Genomic DNA, 17664 nt, shown 5'->3' with positions numbered 1-17664 from the left:
GCCATGGCAGCCGATCTACCCATCCCCAGCATTCGTCTCAGCGACTCGGCGCGGCGAATCTTGCGCGACGCCCTGGAGGATGGGCGCGTGGACGGGGTGCGGCTCAATATCGACGAGCGCTTCGTGCATAAGTTGCTCTTCGAGCCCGGCGAGGAAGGCGATATGGCCGTCGAAACGGACGGCATCAGCCTGTTGCTCGATCCGGCGAGCGCACGGCGAGCCGATGGCCTGTCCATCGATTTCGTGCATGACCTGCGCGGCGCCGGTTTCCAGTTCGACAACCCGAACCAGCCAAGACGGCCCCAGTGGATAGAGCTTGCGCGGGACTGCGCGGTGACCCTGATTCCGGGCGGGGAGCGGCTGCAGTTGGGGCGCGGCGAGCGCGTGGTGGTGACCCAGGCACTCGGTGGCAGCTTCACGGTTCAAATCTCCAGGGGCCGGCTGGCGCGGATCGCCGCCGCCGACGCCGATGCCCTGGGGCTGGATGTTCACCAGGGCGGGCAGCCCCAGGCGAGCGCCCAGCCGGCGGCGAGCGGCGCCTTCGACATCCGGCAGGTGCTCGATATGCTGCGCACCGTCTACGACCCGGAGATTCCGGTCAATGTGGTCGATCTCGGGCTGATCTACCAATGCCAGGCCCGGCCGCTCGCCGATGGCAGCCAGCGAGTCGAGATCAAGATGTCCATGACCGCGCCCGGTTGCGGGATGGGCGACGTGCTGAAGGAGGAGGCGCGCACCAGGGTCGAAACCATCCCCGGGGTCAGCCAGGTCGAGGTCGAAATCGTCTGGGAGCCGCCCTGGGATCAAAGCCGCATGTCCGATGCAGCCCGCCTGCAGTTGGGTCTGTTGTGAGGAGTCAGTGATGAGCAATCGACTCGCCAGGGAAACTTCACCTTATCTGCGCCAGCACGCAGAGAACCCCGTCGATTGGTATCCCTGGGGCGAGGAGGCGTTCCGCCGCGCGCGCGACGAGGACAAGCCCATCCACCTGTCGCTGGGTTATGCCGCCTGCCACTGGTGTCACGTAATGGCCCATGAGTCGTTCGAGAACCCGGAGGTTGCGCGCCTGATGAATGAGCGCTTCATCAACATCAAGGTCGACCGCCAGGAGCGGCCTGACCTCGACGACATTTATCAAAAAGTCGTGCAGATGATGGGGCAGGGCGGCGGTTGGCCGCTAACGGTATTCCTCACGCCGGAGCGCGAGCCGTTCTTCGGCGGCACCTACTTCCCGCCGCAGGAGGGTTATGGCAGGCCTGGGTTCACCCAGCTCCTGCACGGTCTGAGCGCGGCCTGGCAGAACAACCGCGCGGCGATGCGCCAGAACGTCGAGCTGCTCCTCCAGGGCTACCGCGAGATGGAGACGCTGATGCTGGAGGGCGAGACGCCGCCGGAGCAAGACCCACCGGCCGTTGCTGCCCGACTGTTTGCGAAGAACACCGACCCTGTGCATGGTGGCCTGGGCAGCGCACCGAAGTTTCCCAACCCGGCGTGCCACGATCTCGTCCTGCGCCTCTATCAGCGCTTGCACGAGCCGGACTTGCTGCAGTCCCTTGCGCTGACCCTCGATTGCATGGCCGCCGGTGGACTCTACGATCACCTGGGCGGCGGCTTCGCTCGCTACTGCGTGGATGAGCGCTGGGCCGTACCGCATTTTGAAAAGATGCTCTACGACAACGGTCAGCTGGTGAAACTCTATGCCGACGCCTATCGCGCGACCGGCAAGCCTGCCTGGCGGCGCGTGTTCGAAGAGACGATCGACTACCTGCTGCGTGACATGACGCATCCTGAGGGCGGTTTCTACGCCAGCGAAGACGCTGACAGCGAGGGTGAAGAAGGCAAATTCTATGTGTGGACACCCGCGCAGGTGCAGGCCGTCCTCGGCGACCCGGACGCCGCGCTGGCCTGTCGGGCCTGGGGTGTGACCGCCAGCGGGAACTTCGAGCATGGCAGCACCGTGCTGCACCGCGCCGTCGCACTGGACGTGACGCAGGAAGCGCAACTGGCGGGCCTGCGCGACAAGCTGTTGGTGGCGCGTGCCCGGCGCGTTCGTCCGGGGCGCGACGAGAACATCCTCACCAGCTGGAACGCGCTGATGATCCAGGGTCTTTGCGCCGCCTATCAGGCGACCGGAACCGCAACCCACCTGGACGCCGCGAGACGCGCCGCCGATTTCATTCTGGACCGTCTTTCGACGCCCGAGGCAGGCCTGTACCGGGCTTGGCGGGAGGGCACGGCCAAGGTTCCGGGTTTTCTCGAGGACTACGCCTTCCTCGCCAACGCGTTGCTCGATCTCTACGAGTGCGACTTCGATCAGCGTTATCTCGAACGCGCCACGCGGTTGGTCGAGCTGATCCTCGAGAAGTTCTGGGAGGACGGGCTCTACTTCACGCCCAGTGATGGCGAGCCGCTGGTGCACAGGCCCCGCGCACCGCACGACAATGCCTGGCCGTCGGGCACCTCGAGCAGCGTATTCGCGTTCTTGCGACTCTTTGAGCTGACCGGCCGCGAGCTATACCGCGAGCGTGCCGAGCAGGTGTTCACGATGTACCGCGCCGCAGCCGCCCGGAGTCCCTTCGACTTTGCCCATCTCCTGGCGGCGCAGGACTTCGTACAGCGTGGTCCGGTCAGCATCGTCATCGCTGGCGAACGTTGCGCCGCCAGCGCCTTGGTGGCGAGCCTGCGACGCCGCTACCTGCCGGCACGAGTCCTGGCCTTTGCCGAGGATGTGCCCAACGGCGTCGGCCGGCTTGCGATCGCAGGGCAAACCAGCGCCTATGTGTGCCGTAACCGTACCTGCGAAGCGCCAGTAACCAGTGCCGCGGAGCTCGTAGAGCGCTGCCTGGGGTGAACGTCTATGCACATTCCCTTGGGCTAGTAGCTATTGCTGGAAGTTGTACCTCGGTACTTTCTGTTTGCGGGTACTTTTTGTCCGCGCCCCCACGCTCTGGAATATCGACGGATAACACAACATGCCATGAGCAGGCTTATTAGCGGCCTGACAGAACATCCTCCTGCAAATACTTGACGATCTGCTCAACGAACGCGCCGGCTCAGGGTGTTGGGCGGCATTCCCATGCGCCGCGCCAGCAAAACTGCCTGCCTGCACCACCTGAACAAACATCGAGATTTCGTTGAGGTCCAGCACCGTATTACTTCCAGGAATGGACGGGTTCAAGTCAATTATGCCTACTACTCAATCAATAGGCGTCTGGATACGCTGGGCTCAATTTCGTAAACCCTTTCAGGAAAAACGCTACATGACACTTTCAACGACGGCTTTGAACCGCATCGTCTGGGCCATTCGTATCTTCGTGGCCTTGCAGCTGCGGCAGGCCAATACCTCTGACGCCACTTCGAAAATGGAGAGAACATGAACATGAGTCCCGCCACCGCTCCCCAAAAAAATGCCTCGCGCGACATCAGCCTGCGCACCCGCGGTCATGGGCACGGCCCCATTGTTCGACTCATGAGTCCTTCGGACCTGGGCCAGTTACTCAAGCCGTTTGTGTTTCTCGACCTGATCGACGCCGATACGTCGCTCATTGGCAGCATGCCGCTGCATCCCCATTCGGGGATCGCGACCATTACCGTGATCACTGAAGGCAACCTTCGCTTTGATGATCCGGATGCAGGTTTCGGACTCATCGGCTACGGCGGTGTCGAATGGATGCGCGCAGGCGGGGGTGTCTGGCATGGGAAAGAAATGTCTGCCGGCACCTCGGCGCGGATCCAGGGGTTTCAGCTGTGGATCGCGCTGCCCGCTGACCTGGAAAACGCACCGGTCGACAGCCAGTACCTGGAAGCACATGCCATCCCACAGGTAGGGCCGGCGCGCGTAATCGTCGGTGACTACCAGGGCATTCGCAGCCCCGTACGTGCCCCTTCGGGCCTGAACTATCTATTGGTGACACTGGCCGCGGGTCAAAGCTGGGAGTACCAGCCACCGTCCGGGCATGAGGTGCTTTGGCTCAGTGTCAGTCGGGGAACGGTTCATACACCGCAGCTTGTCCAGGCGGGAGAACTCGTCGCCTTCGTGCCAGGTAACGGTGCGTTGAAACTCGAGGCTGGGGACAAGCAAGACGTGGTGTTTGTGCTCGGGTCGGCCATTGCTCACCCTCACGATCTGCATATGGGTAACTACTCCGTGCACACCAGCCTGGAAGCGTTGAAAGCCGCAGAGGCAAAGATTACGGAGTTGGGCAAACGTCTACGGGCAGAGGCCGGGCAGCGGTCCGGATCGGTTTCAGTACCGATCTACAAATGACCCGACTCCGCTGCTGAAAGCGTTTTGACTGATGCAGGTTCAGGGGGACTGTCAGATAATTTGTGTTCGGCCATCACCACCGCTCGCTTCGACAGCCTGAGCAACCACCTGCATCTGGGCGTAAGCGAGCGGCGCCATGTAATGCCCCAAGAGGTCGACACCGCCATCACGCGCTTGTCGCGTGCATGGAGTTGTTATGCGATGTATTCCAGTCTTGGCAAGTCAACCGGTACAAGCGCACCGGCCGACCATGAAATTCAAGAACGTCGAACTCGTTAAATCCAGCATGTTCAGCAACTCTGAGCGAGGCCACATGCTCCGGCTCGATTATTACGACGACGGATGCCAGTTGCCTGCGAGCAAAAGCGAAATCAAGAACTCCTTTGGCTGCTTCGCACGCAAGACCCTGGTTCCAGTACCTTCTGGCCAACCGATAACCCAAATTAGCTTCTTCTACTCCGTCAACCAATTCTGGCCCAACACCACAAAATCCAACGAGGTCATTGGAAACCTTTTCCACCAGCGCCCATGGACCCATTCCGTGAGATGCATAGCATTCCAGGCACCAGTCAATAAAATTACGCGTGGCATTCTCGTCGCAAACCCCACGAACAGAGTACTTCATCACCTCAGGATCGCTCAGAATCTCTGTAAGTGCGGGCAGATCCTGCCGCGATAATGGCCGCCCGATCAGCCTCTGTGTTTCAAATAAGTGCACTCGTTCCTCCTTGTGCATAACGCTAAATTAAGGGGCACGCCTTAGTGCGTCCCTCTTGAATGCAAGGTTAGTTGGCAGCATCCCGGCCACGTACAGACTCCGATTATGGCTAACTGTAATTAGATTCTGTACGAAAATTCGCTGAGTTAGACAATCCCGAATGTTTTCACGCAACCCAGGCCAAAAGTGAATGCTGTCAACCGCAGCTACTGGGGGCGGGGATTGAAGTCCTTCAACTCGCAGACATGCTGCGCAAGTTTTACCTTAAGTCTGCACGTGTCAGTGGGAGTTCTTTGCTGTTATTGGGAATGATACTTAAATGTAATTCGGTCGATATTGGTCTGTTTGCGCATGCTTATTCACTGTTCGTGCGATCAACGGCACCGGTTGGGAAGCAGCCCTGCTGCTACGCGCATTAGAGAGAAGGATGCTGGCATTAGGCGGTAGCGTTAAGGTGTTAATTTGCCACCGTCTGTCGGCAGTACTGAACGATCAGGGGGTACCGGCCTCTGAACATCCAGCGGACAGCATCCTTGTGAACCTGATCTGCGTCAGTAGTAAAAAAGAAGTGGACGTTGAACCTCATGTGCATTGAATGCAAATGGGGCTTTTTTACTCGGAATTTGGAGTGGTCGAATGCCAGGATCCGTGACTCGCTGGGCGAGCCGATTTTTTTTGTAATACCAAGTCTTTGATTTGGTTCCGTTTGTACGAGATTGATCATGGTTGTGATGAAGCAATTCATAAGCCTGTTAAGTGATCAGTTTGCACTATTGTATTAAGTGGGGGAATTAACCGTGGCGTTAAATACAATTATCAGCCTTCTCGAGCAGAAAGAGACCATGGAGTTTTTGCGGTTAGGACTTGTTTATGTTCATCTTGTGGCCTGTTGCGTAGCTATTGGTCTGGTATTTACCAGTGATGTTGCGATGGTCAATGATTTATTAAAGGGTCGTGTGTCGACCGAACACGATAATGCGCATATGCAGAGTCTTCAAAAGACTGTGGTTATTGCATTGGTATTTTTGTGGATCACAGGGGCGGCTGTGATCGGTGTGGATTATCTTGATAAGGGAATGAGCTATTTTGCGAATCCGAAACTCCAGGCCAAAGTCATCATTGTCCTGCTACTGACGTTTAACGGTATGTTGTTGCATCGTGCCGTGCTGCCTGCGCTGCAAAAGGCCGGGTCGTTGTTCGATCTCACGTTTGGCGTTCGGATGCTGGCTATTTTCTCCGGCGCGCTGTCGGGCGTGTCCTGGATGTATGCGGCGATGCTGGGCGTTGGGCGCCCCCTTGCGTGGAAATATTCGCTGTTCGAGTTGCTGATGGCTTATCCGGTGCTGATTGTGCTTGGGTTCGCGATGATGCTGGCGCTGACCCAGTGGGCGCGAAAGCAGAGCATGGCAACGCGGGATGAGGAAGTTTCATCGCCGCAAACCAGTATGAATGCACGCTAGGTTTGTACGAAAACCCTTGAAACACCGAAATGGGTAAAATCGCCGCCATCAAAGGCAGGAGCCCCTGATGGCCAAGCGATACAAACTCAGCGATGCGTCCTGGGAAATGATCGACGGTCTATCAACGCTTTCGCGACTGGCGCAATCGAGGCATCTTTGACCAAATGCTCAAGCGCCTGCATATCAGGCTCAACGAGCAAGGGTTGATTGATCTGGACACCTGGATGATCGACTCCACCGCGATACGCGCAACCCGAGCCTCTTCCGGCACCGGGAAAATAGGGGGCCTGAAGAACCGCTAGACCATGCACTGGGCCGCAGTCGCGGCGGCCTCACGACCAGGATTCATATGCTCTGCGATTCGACCGCAATCGCTCTGTGTTTCAACCTGTCAGGTGGACAGGCCAGCGATATTGCTCATGCGCAGCCGTTGCTTGATCAGGTTCAAGTCCCAGGCAGCCAGAGGGGACGACCTCGCAAGTGCTGTCGCTGGCTATTGGCGGACAAAGGATACGATGCTGAACACCTTCGGCGCTATTGCGACCGCTACCGGATGCAGCCGGTGATTCTTTTGCGCACCATGAAGCGTAAGCCCAAGCCTGGCTTGCCCAGACTGTTCGACAAGCCCAAGTCTCAAAAAGTTGGGTTTTCGCCGACCGTACCGGCGCTACTCTACGGTCCATCCGCCCCCTAGAGCGCGGAACGTGGCCACTGCGGCACGCGCATCGTTGGCATTGAGTTCTGCCATCTGGTCTCGTGTGCGGAGTAGTTCGCGGTCCTCGTTCAACACTTCGATCAGGCTCACCGCACCGCCTTGGTACGCCTCGCTCGCTGCTTGTCGCGCGGCTTGTCTGGAGGAGATTTCAAGGGCCAGATCCTGACGTTGGGCTTCTAGTTGAGTCAGGGTCACCACGGCATTTTCGACGTCTTCGCTGGCGCGCAGCATCGACTGGCGGTATTCAGCCAGCGCCTGGGCATTTGCGCCTTTGGCCTGGGCGACCTGCGCGTCGACACGGCCGAAATCAAACAGGCGCCAATGCAGCCCCAACAGCGCCTGTGGCTGGAATGCCTGTTCTGTAAAGAGTGAACCGCCATGCAGGCTGGAGAAACCCAGGAGGCCACCCAGCGAAACCTTCGGGTAAAACTCCGCAGTGGCTACGCCAATCCGCTCGTTGCTGGCGGCCAAACGCCGCTCGGCCGCGATCACATCAGGGCGCCGGCGCAGCATTTGTCCTGGGGCGATGTCGGAAGGAATCTGTGGAATCTTGTAATCAAAAAAATCGGGCGGGGTACCGGCCAGATCGCGGGCATAAGTACCGGGCGCGGCGCCCATCAGCACGTCGAGGCGGTTGAGTTGCACCGCCAGTTCGGTTCGCAAGGGCGGCAGGGTGGTACGCGCCTGTTGCAGCACTGCCCGGGCCTGGGCGGTCTCGCGCTGGTTGCCCAGCCCTTGGGCCAGGCGTGTCTCGACCAGATCGAGCAAATCGCTTTGGTTTTTTACCTGCTGTTCGGATACCTGAATACGCTGCTGAGCACCGCGAATGCGCAAGTAAGCGTCAGCTGCTTCGGCGGCAACGGAAACGCGTACACCTGCCTGGCTGGCTTGCGCGGCCTGGGCGTCGTCCAGCGCTGCCTGCTCGCCGCGCTTGAGCCCCCCCGCCAGATCCAGCTCCCAGCTCGCGCCGGCGCCGATGTCGCTCAATGTCTGGTTGCGGTCATAGCCGGGCTGGCTGCTAGCCAATTGGCCCTGAGGGCTTTTCAATGACTGGCGTTGCCGCACGACCTGGCCATCGAGGCTTCCTTGAGGCAGGCGCGTCGCGCCGGCCTCTCGGGCGACGGCACGAGCCTGCTCCACGCGGGCCATGGCCACGGCCAGGTCAAGATTCTGCGCCAGAACCCTCTGAATCAACTGGGTCAGTTGCGGGTCTTCAAAGCCTTTCCACCAGCTTTCCAGCTCGGGTGCGGGGCGCCCGGCGTCGCGGCGCTGCAAGGCGTCCTGCGCCATGAACTGAGTGGCGGCCTGATCGGCGGGGCGCTGGTAGTCAGGACCCACTGTGCAGCCGGCCACCGTGATGGCCAGCGCAGCCAGCACAAAGCGCCCATAGGGAAGCATGCGATCAAGCAAAGTGTTCATCGAATAATCCTTCAAGCGTGATTAATGAGCGTCGGCGGACGGTTGTTTGGGCGGCTGAACTTTACGCATCAACGGCACCAGCAACGTGGCGACCACGAAGCAGGCCATGATCATCAGGAAAGCGTCGGCATAAGTTAGCGTTTGTGCCTCCCGCCAGGTCAGGGCCCACAGTTGATGCAGTGCGACCTGGCTGGCATCAATGCTGTTCTGCCCGAGCAGTTGTGCATTCACGGTCAGTTGGTCGAGCCAGGTATTCATGGCTTCGTTGCGGGTATTGAGGTGCTCGGCCAGTCTTAGAAAATGCAGGTTGGTCCGGTCGTTGAGCACGGTGGCGCAGGCGGCGATGCCAATGGCTCCGCCCAGGTTGCGCATCAGGTTGAACAACCCCGAGGCGAGCTTGAGGCGGTTAGGGGCCAAGGCGCCGAGGGTGAGGGTGACGACGGGCGGAACGGCCATTTGCTGGGCAAAGCCCCGTATTGCCTGCGGCAGCAGCAGCTCTTTGGCGCCCCAGTCATGGGTGATGGGGGAGAAGTCCCACATCGACAGGGCAAACAAGGACAGCCCCAGCATGAGAATCCAGCGCAGGTCGATGCGGTTGGCCAACATCGCATACACCGGGATCGCCAGCAGCTGGAACACGCCGGTGGAAAACACCGCCAGGCCGATGTCCAGCGAGCCGTATCCACGTACGCGCCCTAGAAACAGTGGCGTCAGGTAGATAGTGGCGAAAATGCCGATACCGGTGATAAAGGAAAACAGGCAGCCCAGGGCAAAATTGCGATCGCCCAGTGCGCGCAGGTCGACGATGGGTTCGGAAATTTCCAGGCAGCGCCATATGAACAATCCGCCACTAATGCCCGCAATCCAGGCGGTGGTAGCGATGGTGCTGTCGCTGAACCAGTTCCAGCGCGGCCCTTCCTCCAGGGTGTACTCCAGACAACCAAGAAACACAGCCATCAGGACCATGCCGATATAGTCAGCCCCCTTGAGCAAGGCAGGGTTGGGCCGGTCAACCTTGACCAGCATCGGCACGACAAAAGTCACGAACAGGCCGGGTACCAGGTTGATATAGAACAGCCAGTGCCAGGATGAAATGTCGGTGATCCAGCCGCCCACTGCAGGGCCCAGGGTCGGGGCCAGCGAGGCGATGGCGCCGATGGTGGAGGCTGCGATCACCCGCTGCTTGCCGGTGAAATACATGAATGCCGTGGTGAACACCAACGGGATCATCGAGCCGCCGAGAAAGCCTTGCAAGGCGCGAAAAGCGATCATGCTCTCGATGTTCCAGGCCAACGCGCACAGCAGGCTGGTCAAGGTGAAACCGGCTGCCGACACGGCGAACAACCAGCGCGTGCTCATCACTCGCGAGAGCCAGCCGGACATGGGGATCACGATGATTTCCGCGATGAGGTAGGCTGTCTGCACCCAGGCCGTATCGTCTGCGCCGGCCGACAGGCCGCCGCCGATGTCCTTGAGCGAGGCGGAGACGATCTGGATGTCGATCAGGGCGATGAACATGCCGACGCACATGGTGGCGAAGGCGGCGACTTTTTGTGCCATGGTCAGTGTGGGCAGTGGGCTGCTCATGGCTGGCCTGCCAATGCAGCGTCGTTGTGCTGCAACGCATCATGAGTGTTCACTTGAGCAACAACCGACAACCCGGGACGTAGTGCACCCAATTCGGCATCGGCGATGTCCAGACGTACCCGTACCGGCACTCGCTGGACGATCTTGGTGAAGTTGCCCGTGGCGTTTTCCGGTGGCAGCACGCTGAACTGCGCGCCAGTGGCCGGCGCCAGGCTTTCGATGTGACCGTGAAACTCACGGCCGGGCAGGATATCGGCCCGGATGTTGACACCTTGGCCAACCTGCATGCGCGCCAGTTGGTCCTCCTTGAAGTTGGCGTCGATCCACAGCCCCTTCGCCGGCACGACCGAGATCAGTTGGCTACCAGCGGCGGCGTAGGTGCCGACCCTGGCGCGGCGGTTACCGACGTAAGCATCCACGGGCGCGCGCAACTCGGTATAGCCGATGTTCAGCTGGGCCTGTTCGCGCTCGGCTTGTGCTTGTTGCAGCGCTGCCCGGGCCTGGCCGCGTTGACTTTCGATCACCGCCAGTTGACGGCGTGCCGCCAGCAGTCCGGCGTCAGCCCGAGCGCGATCAGCTCGGGCGGTTTTCCAGGTGGCATCGACCCGCTGGGCACTCTCTACCGACACAGCCTGGCTGCGCACCAGATTCTGATAGCGCGTGCGATCATCTCCAGCCCGTTGCGCTTCGGCATCCGAGGCATCGATCTGTGCCTTGGCCTGGTCGATCACCGCCTGTTGCAGCTGTTCGGTCGCATCGAGATTGATCAGGCTGGCCTGCTGCGCCGCCACGGCGCCATCGGCCTTGGCCAATGCGGCGCGATAGTCGCGCACATCGATACGGGCAAGCAGATCGCCGGCTTTGACAAACTGGTTGTCCAGCACCGCCACCTCACTGATATAACCCGGCACTTTGGCGCTGATGACCGTGACATCGGCGCCCACGTAGGCGTCGTCGGTATCTTCGATGAAGCGGTCGACCAACCACCAATGGCTGCCATAGCCGACGGCGCCGATCACGGCGAGGGCCAGCAGCCCCAGGCGCAATGCTTTCTTGCGGCGGGCGGGGGCGGATGAGGCGGGGGTGTCTGCTTGTTTGGGCTCAGCGCTGACTTGAGCTTCCATGGCGAAATGACCTCTGCGGAAGGTTAATTGGGAAAGTGACTGACCAGAGCATCGGTCTGGCGGTAGGCCTGGCCGGTACGGACACGCCATTGAGTCAATTCATCGGCATCGTGCGACACATGTACTCGGTGGCCCTCATGGGTGATGGGCTTACCGGTATTGGCATCCATCAACGCCAGCGCCACGGGTTGTCCGGTTGTTTCGTCTGCCAGGAAAACTTTGTCTGAACCGCTGGAGTGGCGGGCGCCCCATGCCATCAGCGTCAGGATGACCGGGCGTAGATCCCGGCCCGCTTCGGTGAGGTGGTACTCATGGCGTGGCGGATTGTCCTGATAGGGGCGGCGCTCCAGCAAACCGGCTGCCACCAGATCATTCAGGCGGCGGGTCAGGGTGTTCGAGGCGATACCAAGGCTGTTGAGGAACTCGTCGAAACGGCGCAGGCCGTAGAAGGCATCGCGCAGGATCAGCAAGCTCCAGCCGTCACCAATGTGCTCGAGGGCATGGGCGACCGGACAAGGCATGGGTTGGAAGCTGGCTCTTTTCATCGGGATTCTCCAGATCGGTGTTCGTTTATATTTCGGTCATAATATTACATAGTGAATTTCATAATGAAAGTTACTCTGACGAAGAATCGGTGCCGATCGTCGGCCAGCTCTCGGCGCCGGGCCGGTACGATTGCCTGCTCGCTCGATGGCGCAGGGGGAGGGAAGGATGCGAATGGATATGCGGGGGCTTTGTTGATCTTTTTTAGTCTGGGCTCAGCAGGCCTTTGGTGCCCCGTATTCCTTGAAAACCGCGTGGCTGGTCGCGCTTGGGTGACCAGGCAAGTCCTCGGCGGCGGGAGGCCGCGTACCGAACTACGATCAGGGGGGACGGTCAGGCCCGGTTAGTAGTCAGCGACAACAGATCTTCAGCATCTGAATGTGCTTTGACCGCGTCATTGCCTTGCGTGACCGACAGTTCCAAAGCGTGTCCCGCAGCACATCCGGGCTCCGTGTTCTAGAACAACTTGAACAGATAGAGCAAAACAAGGGTAAAAAAACGATGTGATTACCACCACTGGGCATCTCCCGCTGCAACCAGCCTTCCCCCTCTGTCCAGCAGGTTTATGACGAACGGCCACGGCCTCCGCTGCCGATCATCCAGTCGCCCCCAGGGCGACACCCTGCGCGACTAATCTGAAGAGACAAGGGAAAGGTCCCGGCGAGGGTTCATCATGGTGGACAAGAGCAAGATCATGCTTGCCCTGGGCGAGGAGGTCATCGCCCTGCCGGCCTTGGTGAACACGGCGCTCGCCGCCAATGATCGGCTGAAATACCGATTCGCCCTGTTGCAGGCGGCTCGCTCCCATGCGCGACGACCAGACTTGCCATTTTCCTCAATGCACGTCGAGCGTTTGGCCTGCGGTGTGGATAGCGTAGAGCTGGATACAGTGGTCGGCAGTGCCCTGCAGGAGAATGGCCGCTATCGCATCCCTTATGCAGAGGGACTGGTCTGCGGTATCGTCGAGGACATGCAGCAAATGCTGGTGCCGCTCGGTCTGCTGGCAAGCGGCGAAGCCGGGAGCGGCGAAGAGGCGGAATTCACTACGCGACTGGCGCGTCTGTCAGAACGGATCCAGCGCCCTGCCGATGACCTGCTCGACGACCAGGCCCTGGGCCTGCTGACCTCAGGCGACCGCGAAGCCGGTGACAGCTGGCATCTGCTGGTGATGGATGCGCACAAGGCGCTCAACCAGGTGCAAAGCCGGCTTGCCGCGGAGTATCTGGAAGGGGCGGCGGTCTACAACATCGACGAGGCGGATCGGGACGCGGTGCGCGCGTTCATGGCCGGCCTCCACCAGACGGCGCCGCTCAAGTTCAACCATCCCGGCCTTGGCACCACGGTGACCCGTTCGGGCGACACCCTGATCATCCAGAACGACATCGGCACCACCGACGCCCATGTACTGGTGGTGCATGTGCGCGTGGACGAGGTGACCGTCACCTACACCGATGTCCACCTCCAGCGCTTGCAGTTCTTCCAAGGCTTGTTCGATGCCGTCGAAGTCGACTGGGAAGGCGCCCGTTCGCGCGAGGACCCGAGCATGGAGGATGGGCTCTATCGCCTGTGCATCGGTCGCTTCCGCTCCGCCCAGCGCGACAAGCTGCTGCAGTTCCTCGACCTGCTGGGCTCGCGGCTGGTGTTCCTGATCGACTGGAACAAGGCGCGCAAGCAGCTCAAGGCGTTCCTGCCGAACGAGGAGACGATCGCGCTGCTGTCCTGGGCGGCGAAGAACGGCTATGGACACATAGCTTTCCTGCTCTGTGGTGGCCAGCAGTTGCTATACGACACGCTCGAGTCGGCTGGCCACGGCAGCCTGCGCTATGGCGAACAACTCCAACAGATCATCGGCCTGCCGCAGGCGCGCCACCTGCTGCAGTTCGTGCTTGCAGCCTGCAGCAATGCTCTGCTCGCCGGGCGCTCCCAGGCGTTGGTGCGCGACGAGGTGCAAGCCGAGTTCTTCAGCTACTTCCACAGTGCTGAACAGGACTTGTTCGACGCGGTGGTCGAACACGCGGCCTACACCGTCGAGATCGCCGAAAGCCTGCGCGACGCCTGGCTGCAACTGGGCATCGCCGATTTCAACCAGTGCCTGGCGGCCCGTGCCCTGCGCGCTAAGGACTGGGAGCGGCGCGCCGACGACCTGGTGCTGCGCGTGCGCGAGAGGAGCCCGCGCGTCGAATGCGGTGAATTCATGCTCCGGCTCGCCAGCCGTGCCGACGACGTCACCGATGAGCTGGAAGAGGCCGCCTTTCACTGCTCGCTGCTGCCGCGCAGCCCGTTGGCGCACCCGGCCGCTACTCCGTTGGCGGCGCTGTTCGCGCTCGCCCTGTCGGCGACTCAGGAATACCTCAAGGCGCTGGTCGCGGCACAGGCGTTGGGGCGGGGAACGGCGCGCGAGGACATGCAGGATTTCCTCCAGGCGGCGCACCGGGTAGTCGATCTGGAGAAGATGGCCGACGACACCCTGCGTCAGGTCCGCCATGCCTTGCTCGCCGAGGAGATCGAGGCGCGCGAGCTCTATGTGCTCGACGCCATCGCCGGCAATCTGGAGCGCGCGACCGATGCCCTGAGGCACACCGTGCAGATGCTGCGGGATCAGACGCTGGCCCGCGCGGCCCTGTGAGGAGTACCTATGAGCGACCTGCCCCTCATTCAGCAGATCTTCCATATCGGTGCCGGCGAGGCGGCACCGGCGGCCGGCGCCGATCGGCTCGGGGTCAAGGCCTGGAACCTCGCGGGCATGGCCGCGGCCGGTCTGCGGGTGCCGCCAGCCTTCGTTCTCACCACCGACTGGTACCGGGCCTGGCATCAGGCAGGAGGCGCGCTGCCGACACTCGGCGGTGCGCTGGTAGATCACATGCGCTGGCTGGAACAGCGCAGCGGCACCAGCTTCGGCGGCCACCGCCGGCCACTGCTGGTGTCGGTGCGTTCCGGCGCGCCGGTGTCCATGCCGGGCATGCTGGAGACCCTGCTCAATATCGGACTGTGCGACGCCACTACCGCAGGAGTGCTGCGCATCACCGGCAACCCGCGCCTGGTGTGGGACTCCTACCGGCGCCTGGTGAGAAGCTACGCAGAAGTGGTGCATTCCGCACCGGCGAGTCGCTTCGATGATCTGACCGCCCGGCATCTCGCCACCGCGGGGGTCGCCGCTCCGGCAGAGCTCGACTTCCACGCGCTGCGCGCGCTCACCCGGGAGAGCCTCGAGCTGTTCCGCGCGGTAACCGGCCAGGAGTTCCCCCAGAATCCGCAGGACCAGCTGCAGGGCGCGGTACTGGCGATCCTCAGATCCTGGGACTCTGGCAAGGCGGCGACCTTCCGCCAGCTCAATGACATCCCGGAAGGCCTCGGCACTGCGGTCGCGGTGCAGGCGATGGTGTTTGGCAACAGCGGCGGCACCTCGGGCTCGGGGGTCGCCTTCAGCCGCGACCCCGCGACCGGCGAGAAGCACCTGTACGTCGACTTCCAGTTCAACAGTCAGGGCGAGGACCTTGTCTCCGGCCGCCACGCGCTGGGCGACCTGAACCTGTTCGAGCGCTGCATGCCGACGCTGGCGGCCGAGGTGCAGGAGGCCGCCACGGTGCTCGAGGCCGCATTCGGGGACATGCAGGAATTCGAATTCACCATCGAGGAAGGCGTGCTCTACCTGCTGCAGACCCGCTCGGGCAAGCGCACCCCTTGGGCGGCGGTGGTGGTGGCGGTCGAGCAGGTGCGCGAGGGCCGGATCGACCCGGCGCGCGCCCTGGAACGGCTCGCGGGTCTGGATCTGGAGGCTGTCGGCCGCCGCCACCTGGCGCTGCGCCCCGGTGATATGCCGCTGGCGCGTGCCCTGCCCGCCAGCCCTGGGGTCGCCAGCGGCTGCATCGCCCTTAGCCTGGCCGCGGCGCAAGCGCTGCACCGAGCCGGTAGGTCGGTAATCCTGGTAAGGACGGAGATGGCGACCCAGGACCTCGCCGGCATCGCCCTGGCCAACGGCGTGCTCAGTGTGCGCGGCGGGCGCACCGCCCACGCTGCGGTGGTGGCACGGCAGATGGACAAGGTCTGCCTGGTCGGCTGCAATAGCCTGCACGTCGAGGCCGAGCGCGGCTACCTACAGTTCGCCAGCGGCGAGGTGCTGGCCGAGGGCGAGCTGATCACCCTGGACGGCGACAGCGGCGAAATCTGGCGCGGCGAGTACGAGACGCTGATCGAGCGGCCGGAGGCCTGGCTGGCCGACCTGCGGCGCTGGCGCGACGGCCCGAGTTAGCGCAGCGCGACTGGTCTAAAACGCTACCCTGCCAACTGACGGCATCAACAATCAATAAGCCTGAAAGCCTGAAAGCCGCAAGATAGAGCCATCACATGGCGTTTGGCCACATGCTGTGAACAAGCTATCATCTGCTCCTTGTGTCATTTCCCTGAGGACTTTACGGATGAAAGTTGAGATAAAACCAGCACAGAGCAAGGCTGGGTGGGAGGTAACATTGGGTACCTGCGCTGTGAGTTTTCGCAGTCATGAGCAAGCAGAAGCCTTTGCCGAACGACTGCAAGCTCGACTCGATGCTCCTCATTCCCTACCGACAAGCTGCAGTGAAATGCTGACGGAATTGTCATTGCCCGCGAGCGCTACGTGAGTGGCATTGCCGTGCATCGGCAGGTCTTTATTTTGTTTTTTGCCAGATCTTTGAGGTAAGCGCTTTTTCGTCGCAAGTAGCCGTAGCAGCTGTGCCAACTGAGCCTCTGCTTTCATGAGTGCAGTTTCGGCTGCTGCGTGCCACACCTGCGCAAGCGGCTGCAGGTCTTTTTCGTGTTTGGCTTTGAGGCACCACTGGAAATGGTCATGCCAAGCGCCGAGGGCTGACTGTACTGCCTTGAGCGATGCTGCGGCTTCATCAGACAGGAGTGAAAGTTGAGGAAAAGCATCGTTCAGGTAGCGCGTACGCTTGACCAGAATTCTTAACTGATGGCGATCAAACTGCGGGTCTGCTAACGCAGTCTTGAGACGCTCGACCTGCTTGTGCAAGCGTTTGATGATCTGCTTTTTAATATTGCGTAATGCGCCTGCCCGCTCAGCACTTCGGAAAACCGGGGGCCACTCATCCAGTTGTGAAAAGAGCTGGTTGATCGCACGGTCTCTAACAATCCGGCCATAGCTGGCCTGTAAAGTAGCCTTTCTGACATTGGCCTGCTTTGTGAACCCTTGCGCCTCAAGCTCTTCGATCAATACCTCCAGATCACGCTCGGGGGTGGTCAGCCTGCCCACCTCGGCGGCTGCCTCATTCAGTCGTGCGATGCCTTCTAATTCGCGCAATGGCCGTAACAGACTTCTTATGCGCCGCAGATTGATTCTGAGGTCATGCAACGCTTCACTGTCCGTCCTGGCGTCCATTCGGGCGTGAGCATGGTAGAGCCCTACCTCGATCGCTACGATTTGGGCAACGAACAAGTCTACGAATGCCATCAAATTCCATCCAACTGCAGAGATGATGGAGCCAGATTAGCAGAGGAAGTTGGGGCTTAGAGGAAAGCATTCCTCAGTGAAACACTGATCGGGTCAATACGCAGGGTGCCGGGCAATAAACAACGACCTTCTGCCCGGTACAGGCATGTGTTTCATGCCCTCACTCAGCAGAAGGTCGTCGTATTCAGAACATCCAACGTTCGTCTGGCTCACATAACAGAACGCTTGCGCTCTGAGTTTTTCGTCAGCTTAGCGTGCATTCGTACTGGTTAGCGGCCATGAAACTTCCTCATCCCGTGTTGCCATGCTCTGCTTTCGCGCCCACTCCACGAAGTGCCTGCATTGGAAGCTAGCTATGCCAACCTTCAGGACCACCTGGCCGATCTGC

Annotated in this window: 12 protein-coding genes and 1 pseudogene; 7 read left to right on the top strand and 6 right to left on the bottom strand. The window is 60.9% G+C overall.

Translation table 11 applies throughout. From position 1 onward, the window contains the following. Positions 1 to 3 precede the first annotated feature (3 nt). The 3 genes from sufT to AC07W5_RS18880 all read left to right on the top strand — a co-directional run bounded on the left by sufT (position 4) and on the right by AC07W5_RS18880 (position 4267). The gene (gene sufT, locus AC07W5_RS18890) at positions 4 to 852 is read left to right on the top strand and encodes a putative Fe-S cluster assembly protein SufT (RefSeq protein WP_495024081.1); all 849 of its coding nucleotides are present in this window, start codon (positions 4 to 6) and stop codon (positions 850 to 852) included. Between the two features lie 10 nt (positions 853 to 862). Further along, positions 863 to 2851 carry a thioredoxin domain-containing protein gene (locus AC07W5_RS18885; RefSeq protein ID WP_495024080.1) on the top strand — a complete coding sequence of 663 codons (1989 nt, stop codon included), beginning with the start codon at positions 863 to 865 and terminating at the stop codon, positions 2849 to 2851. A 522-nt stretch (positions 2852 to 3373) separates the two neighbouring features. Continuing rightward, the gene (locus tag AC07W5_RS18880) at positions 3374 to 4267 is read left to right on the top strand and encodes a pirin family protein (protein ID WP_495012453.1); all 894 of its coding nucleotides are present in this window, start codon (positions 3374 to 3376) and stop codon (positions 4265 to 4267) included. Positions 4268 to 4433: 166 nt separating this feature from the next. On the opposite strand, the gene AC07W5_RS18875 is transcribed toward AC07W5_RS18880, so the two are convergent. Next, positions 4434 to 4985, bottom strand: a complete 552-nt coding sequence (locus AC07W5_RS18875) for a GNAT family N-acetyltransferase (RefSeq protein WP_495012454.1) — start codon at positions 4983 to 4985, stop codon at positions 4434 to 4436. Positions 4986 to 5782: 797 nt separating this feature from the next. Between AC07W5_RS18875 and AC07W5_RS18870 the strand changes: the two genes are divergently transcribed. Both AC07W5_RS18870 and AC07W5_RS18865 read left to right on the top strand, forming a co-directional pair. After that, positions 5783 to 6445, top strand: a complete 663-nt coding sequence (locus AC07W5_RS18870) for a hypothetical protein (RefSeq protein WP_495012455.1) — start codon at positions 5783 to 5785, stop codon at positions 6443 to 6445. A 110-nt stretch (positions 6446 to 6555) separates the two neighbouring features. Then, positions 6556 to 7076, top strand: a pseudogene (locus AC07W5_RS18865) (IS5 family transposase); the annotation flags it as partial. A 36-nt stretch (positions 7077 to 7112) separates the two neighbouring features. On the opposite strand, the gene AC07W5_RS18860 reads toward AC07W5_RS18865, so the two are convergent. From AC07W5_RS18860 to AC07W5_RS18845, 4 genes are read right to left on the bottom strand one after another with little or no spacing between them, the layout of a single operon-like run. Then, positions 7113 to 8579 (bottom strand): efflux transporter outer membrane subunit, encoded by a 1467-nt coding sequence (locus AC07W5_RS18860; RefSeq protein WP_495012456.1) that lies wholly within the window; start codon positions 8577 to 8579, stop codon positions 7113 to 7115. Positions 8580 to 8600: 21 nt separating this feature from the next. Beyond that, positions 8601 to 10166 (bottom strand): DHA2 family efflux MFS transporter permease subunit, encoded by a 1566-nt coding sequence (locus tag AC07W5_RS18855; protein ID WP_494992961.1) that lies wholly within the window; start codon positions 10164 to 10166, stop codon positions 8601 to 8603. Continuing rightward, positions 10163 to 11290, bottom strand: coding sequence for an HlyD family secretion protein (locus tag AC07W5_RS18850; protein ID WP_494992960.1), 1128 nt, complete (start codon positions 11288 to 11290; stop codon positions 10163 to 10165). The genes AC07W5_RS18855 and AC07W5_RS18850 overlap by 4 nt, the downstream gene beginning before the upstream one ends. Before the next feature lie 23 nt (positions 11291 to 11313). Next, positions 11314 to 11835 (bottom strand): winged helix-turn-helix transcriptional regulator, encoded by a 522-nt coding sequence (locus AC07W5_RS18845; RefSeq protein ID WP_494992959.1) that lies wholly within the window; start codon positions 11833 to 11835, stop codon positions 11314 to 11316. 671 nt (positions 11836 to 12506) lie between these two features. On the opposite strand from AC07W5_RS18845, the gene AC07W5_RS18840 reads away from it, so the two are divergent. Both AC07W5_RS18840 and AC07W5_RS18835 read left to right on the top strand, forming a co-directional pair. After that, positions 12507 to 14459: a DUF47 domain-containing protein gene (locus AC07W5_RS18840; protein ID WP_495024079.1), complete on the top strand. Its 1953-nt coding sequence runs from the start codon at positions 12507 to 12509 to the stop codon at positions 14457 to 14459. A gap of 9 nt (positions 14460 to 14468) precedes the next feature. Continuing rightward, positions 14469 to 16082 carry a PEP/pyruvate-binding domain-containing protein gene (locus AC07W5_RS18835; protein WP_495024078.1) on the top strand — a complete coding sequence of 538 codons (1614 nt, stop codon included), beginning with the start codon at positions 14469 to 14471 and terminating at the stop codon, positions 16080 to 16082. 300 nt (positions 16083 to 16382) lie between these two features. On the opposite strand, the gene AC07W5_RS18830 is transcribed toward AC07W5_RS18835, so the two are convergent. Then, positions 16383 to 17276 (bottom strand): CHAD domain-containing protein, encoded by an 894-nt coding sequence (locus AC07W5_RS18830; RefSeq protein WP_495024077.1) that lies wholly within the window; start codon positions 17274 to 17276, stop codon positions 16383 to 16385. Positions 17277 to 17664 lie beyond the last annotated feature (388 nt).

Source organism: Pseudomonas sp. GW821-FHT01E05 (assembly GCF_059422425.1).
This window is presented reverse-complemented; position numbering and strand designations above follow the sequence as displayed.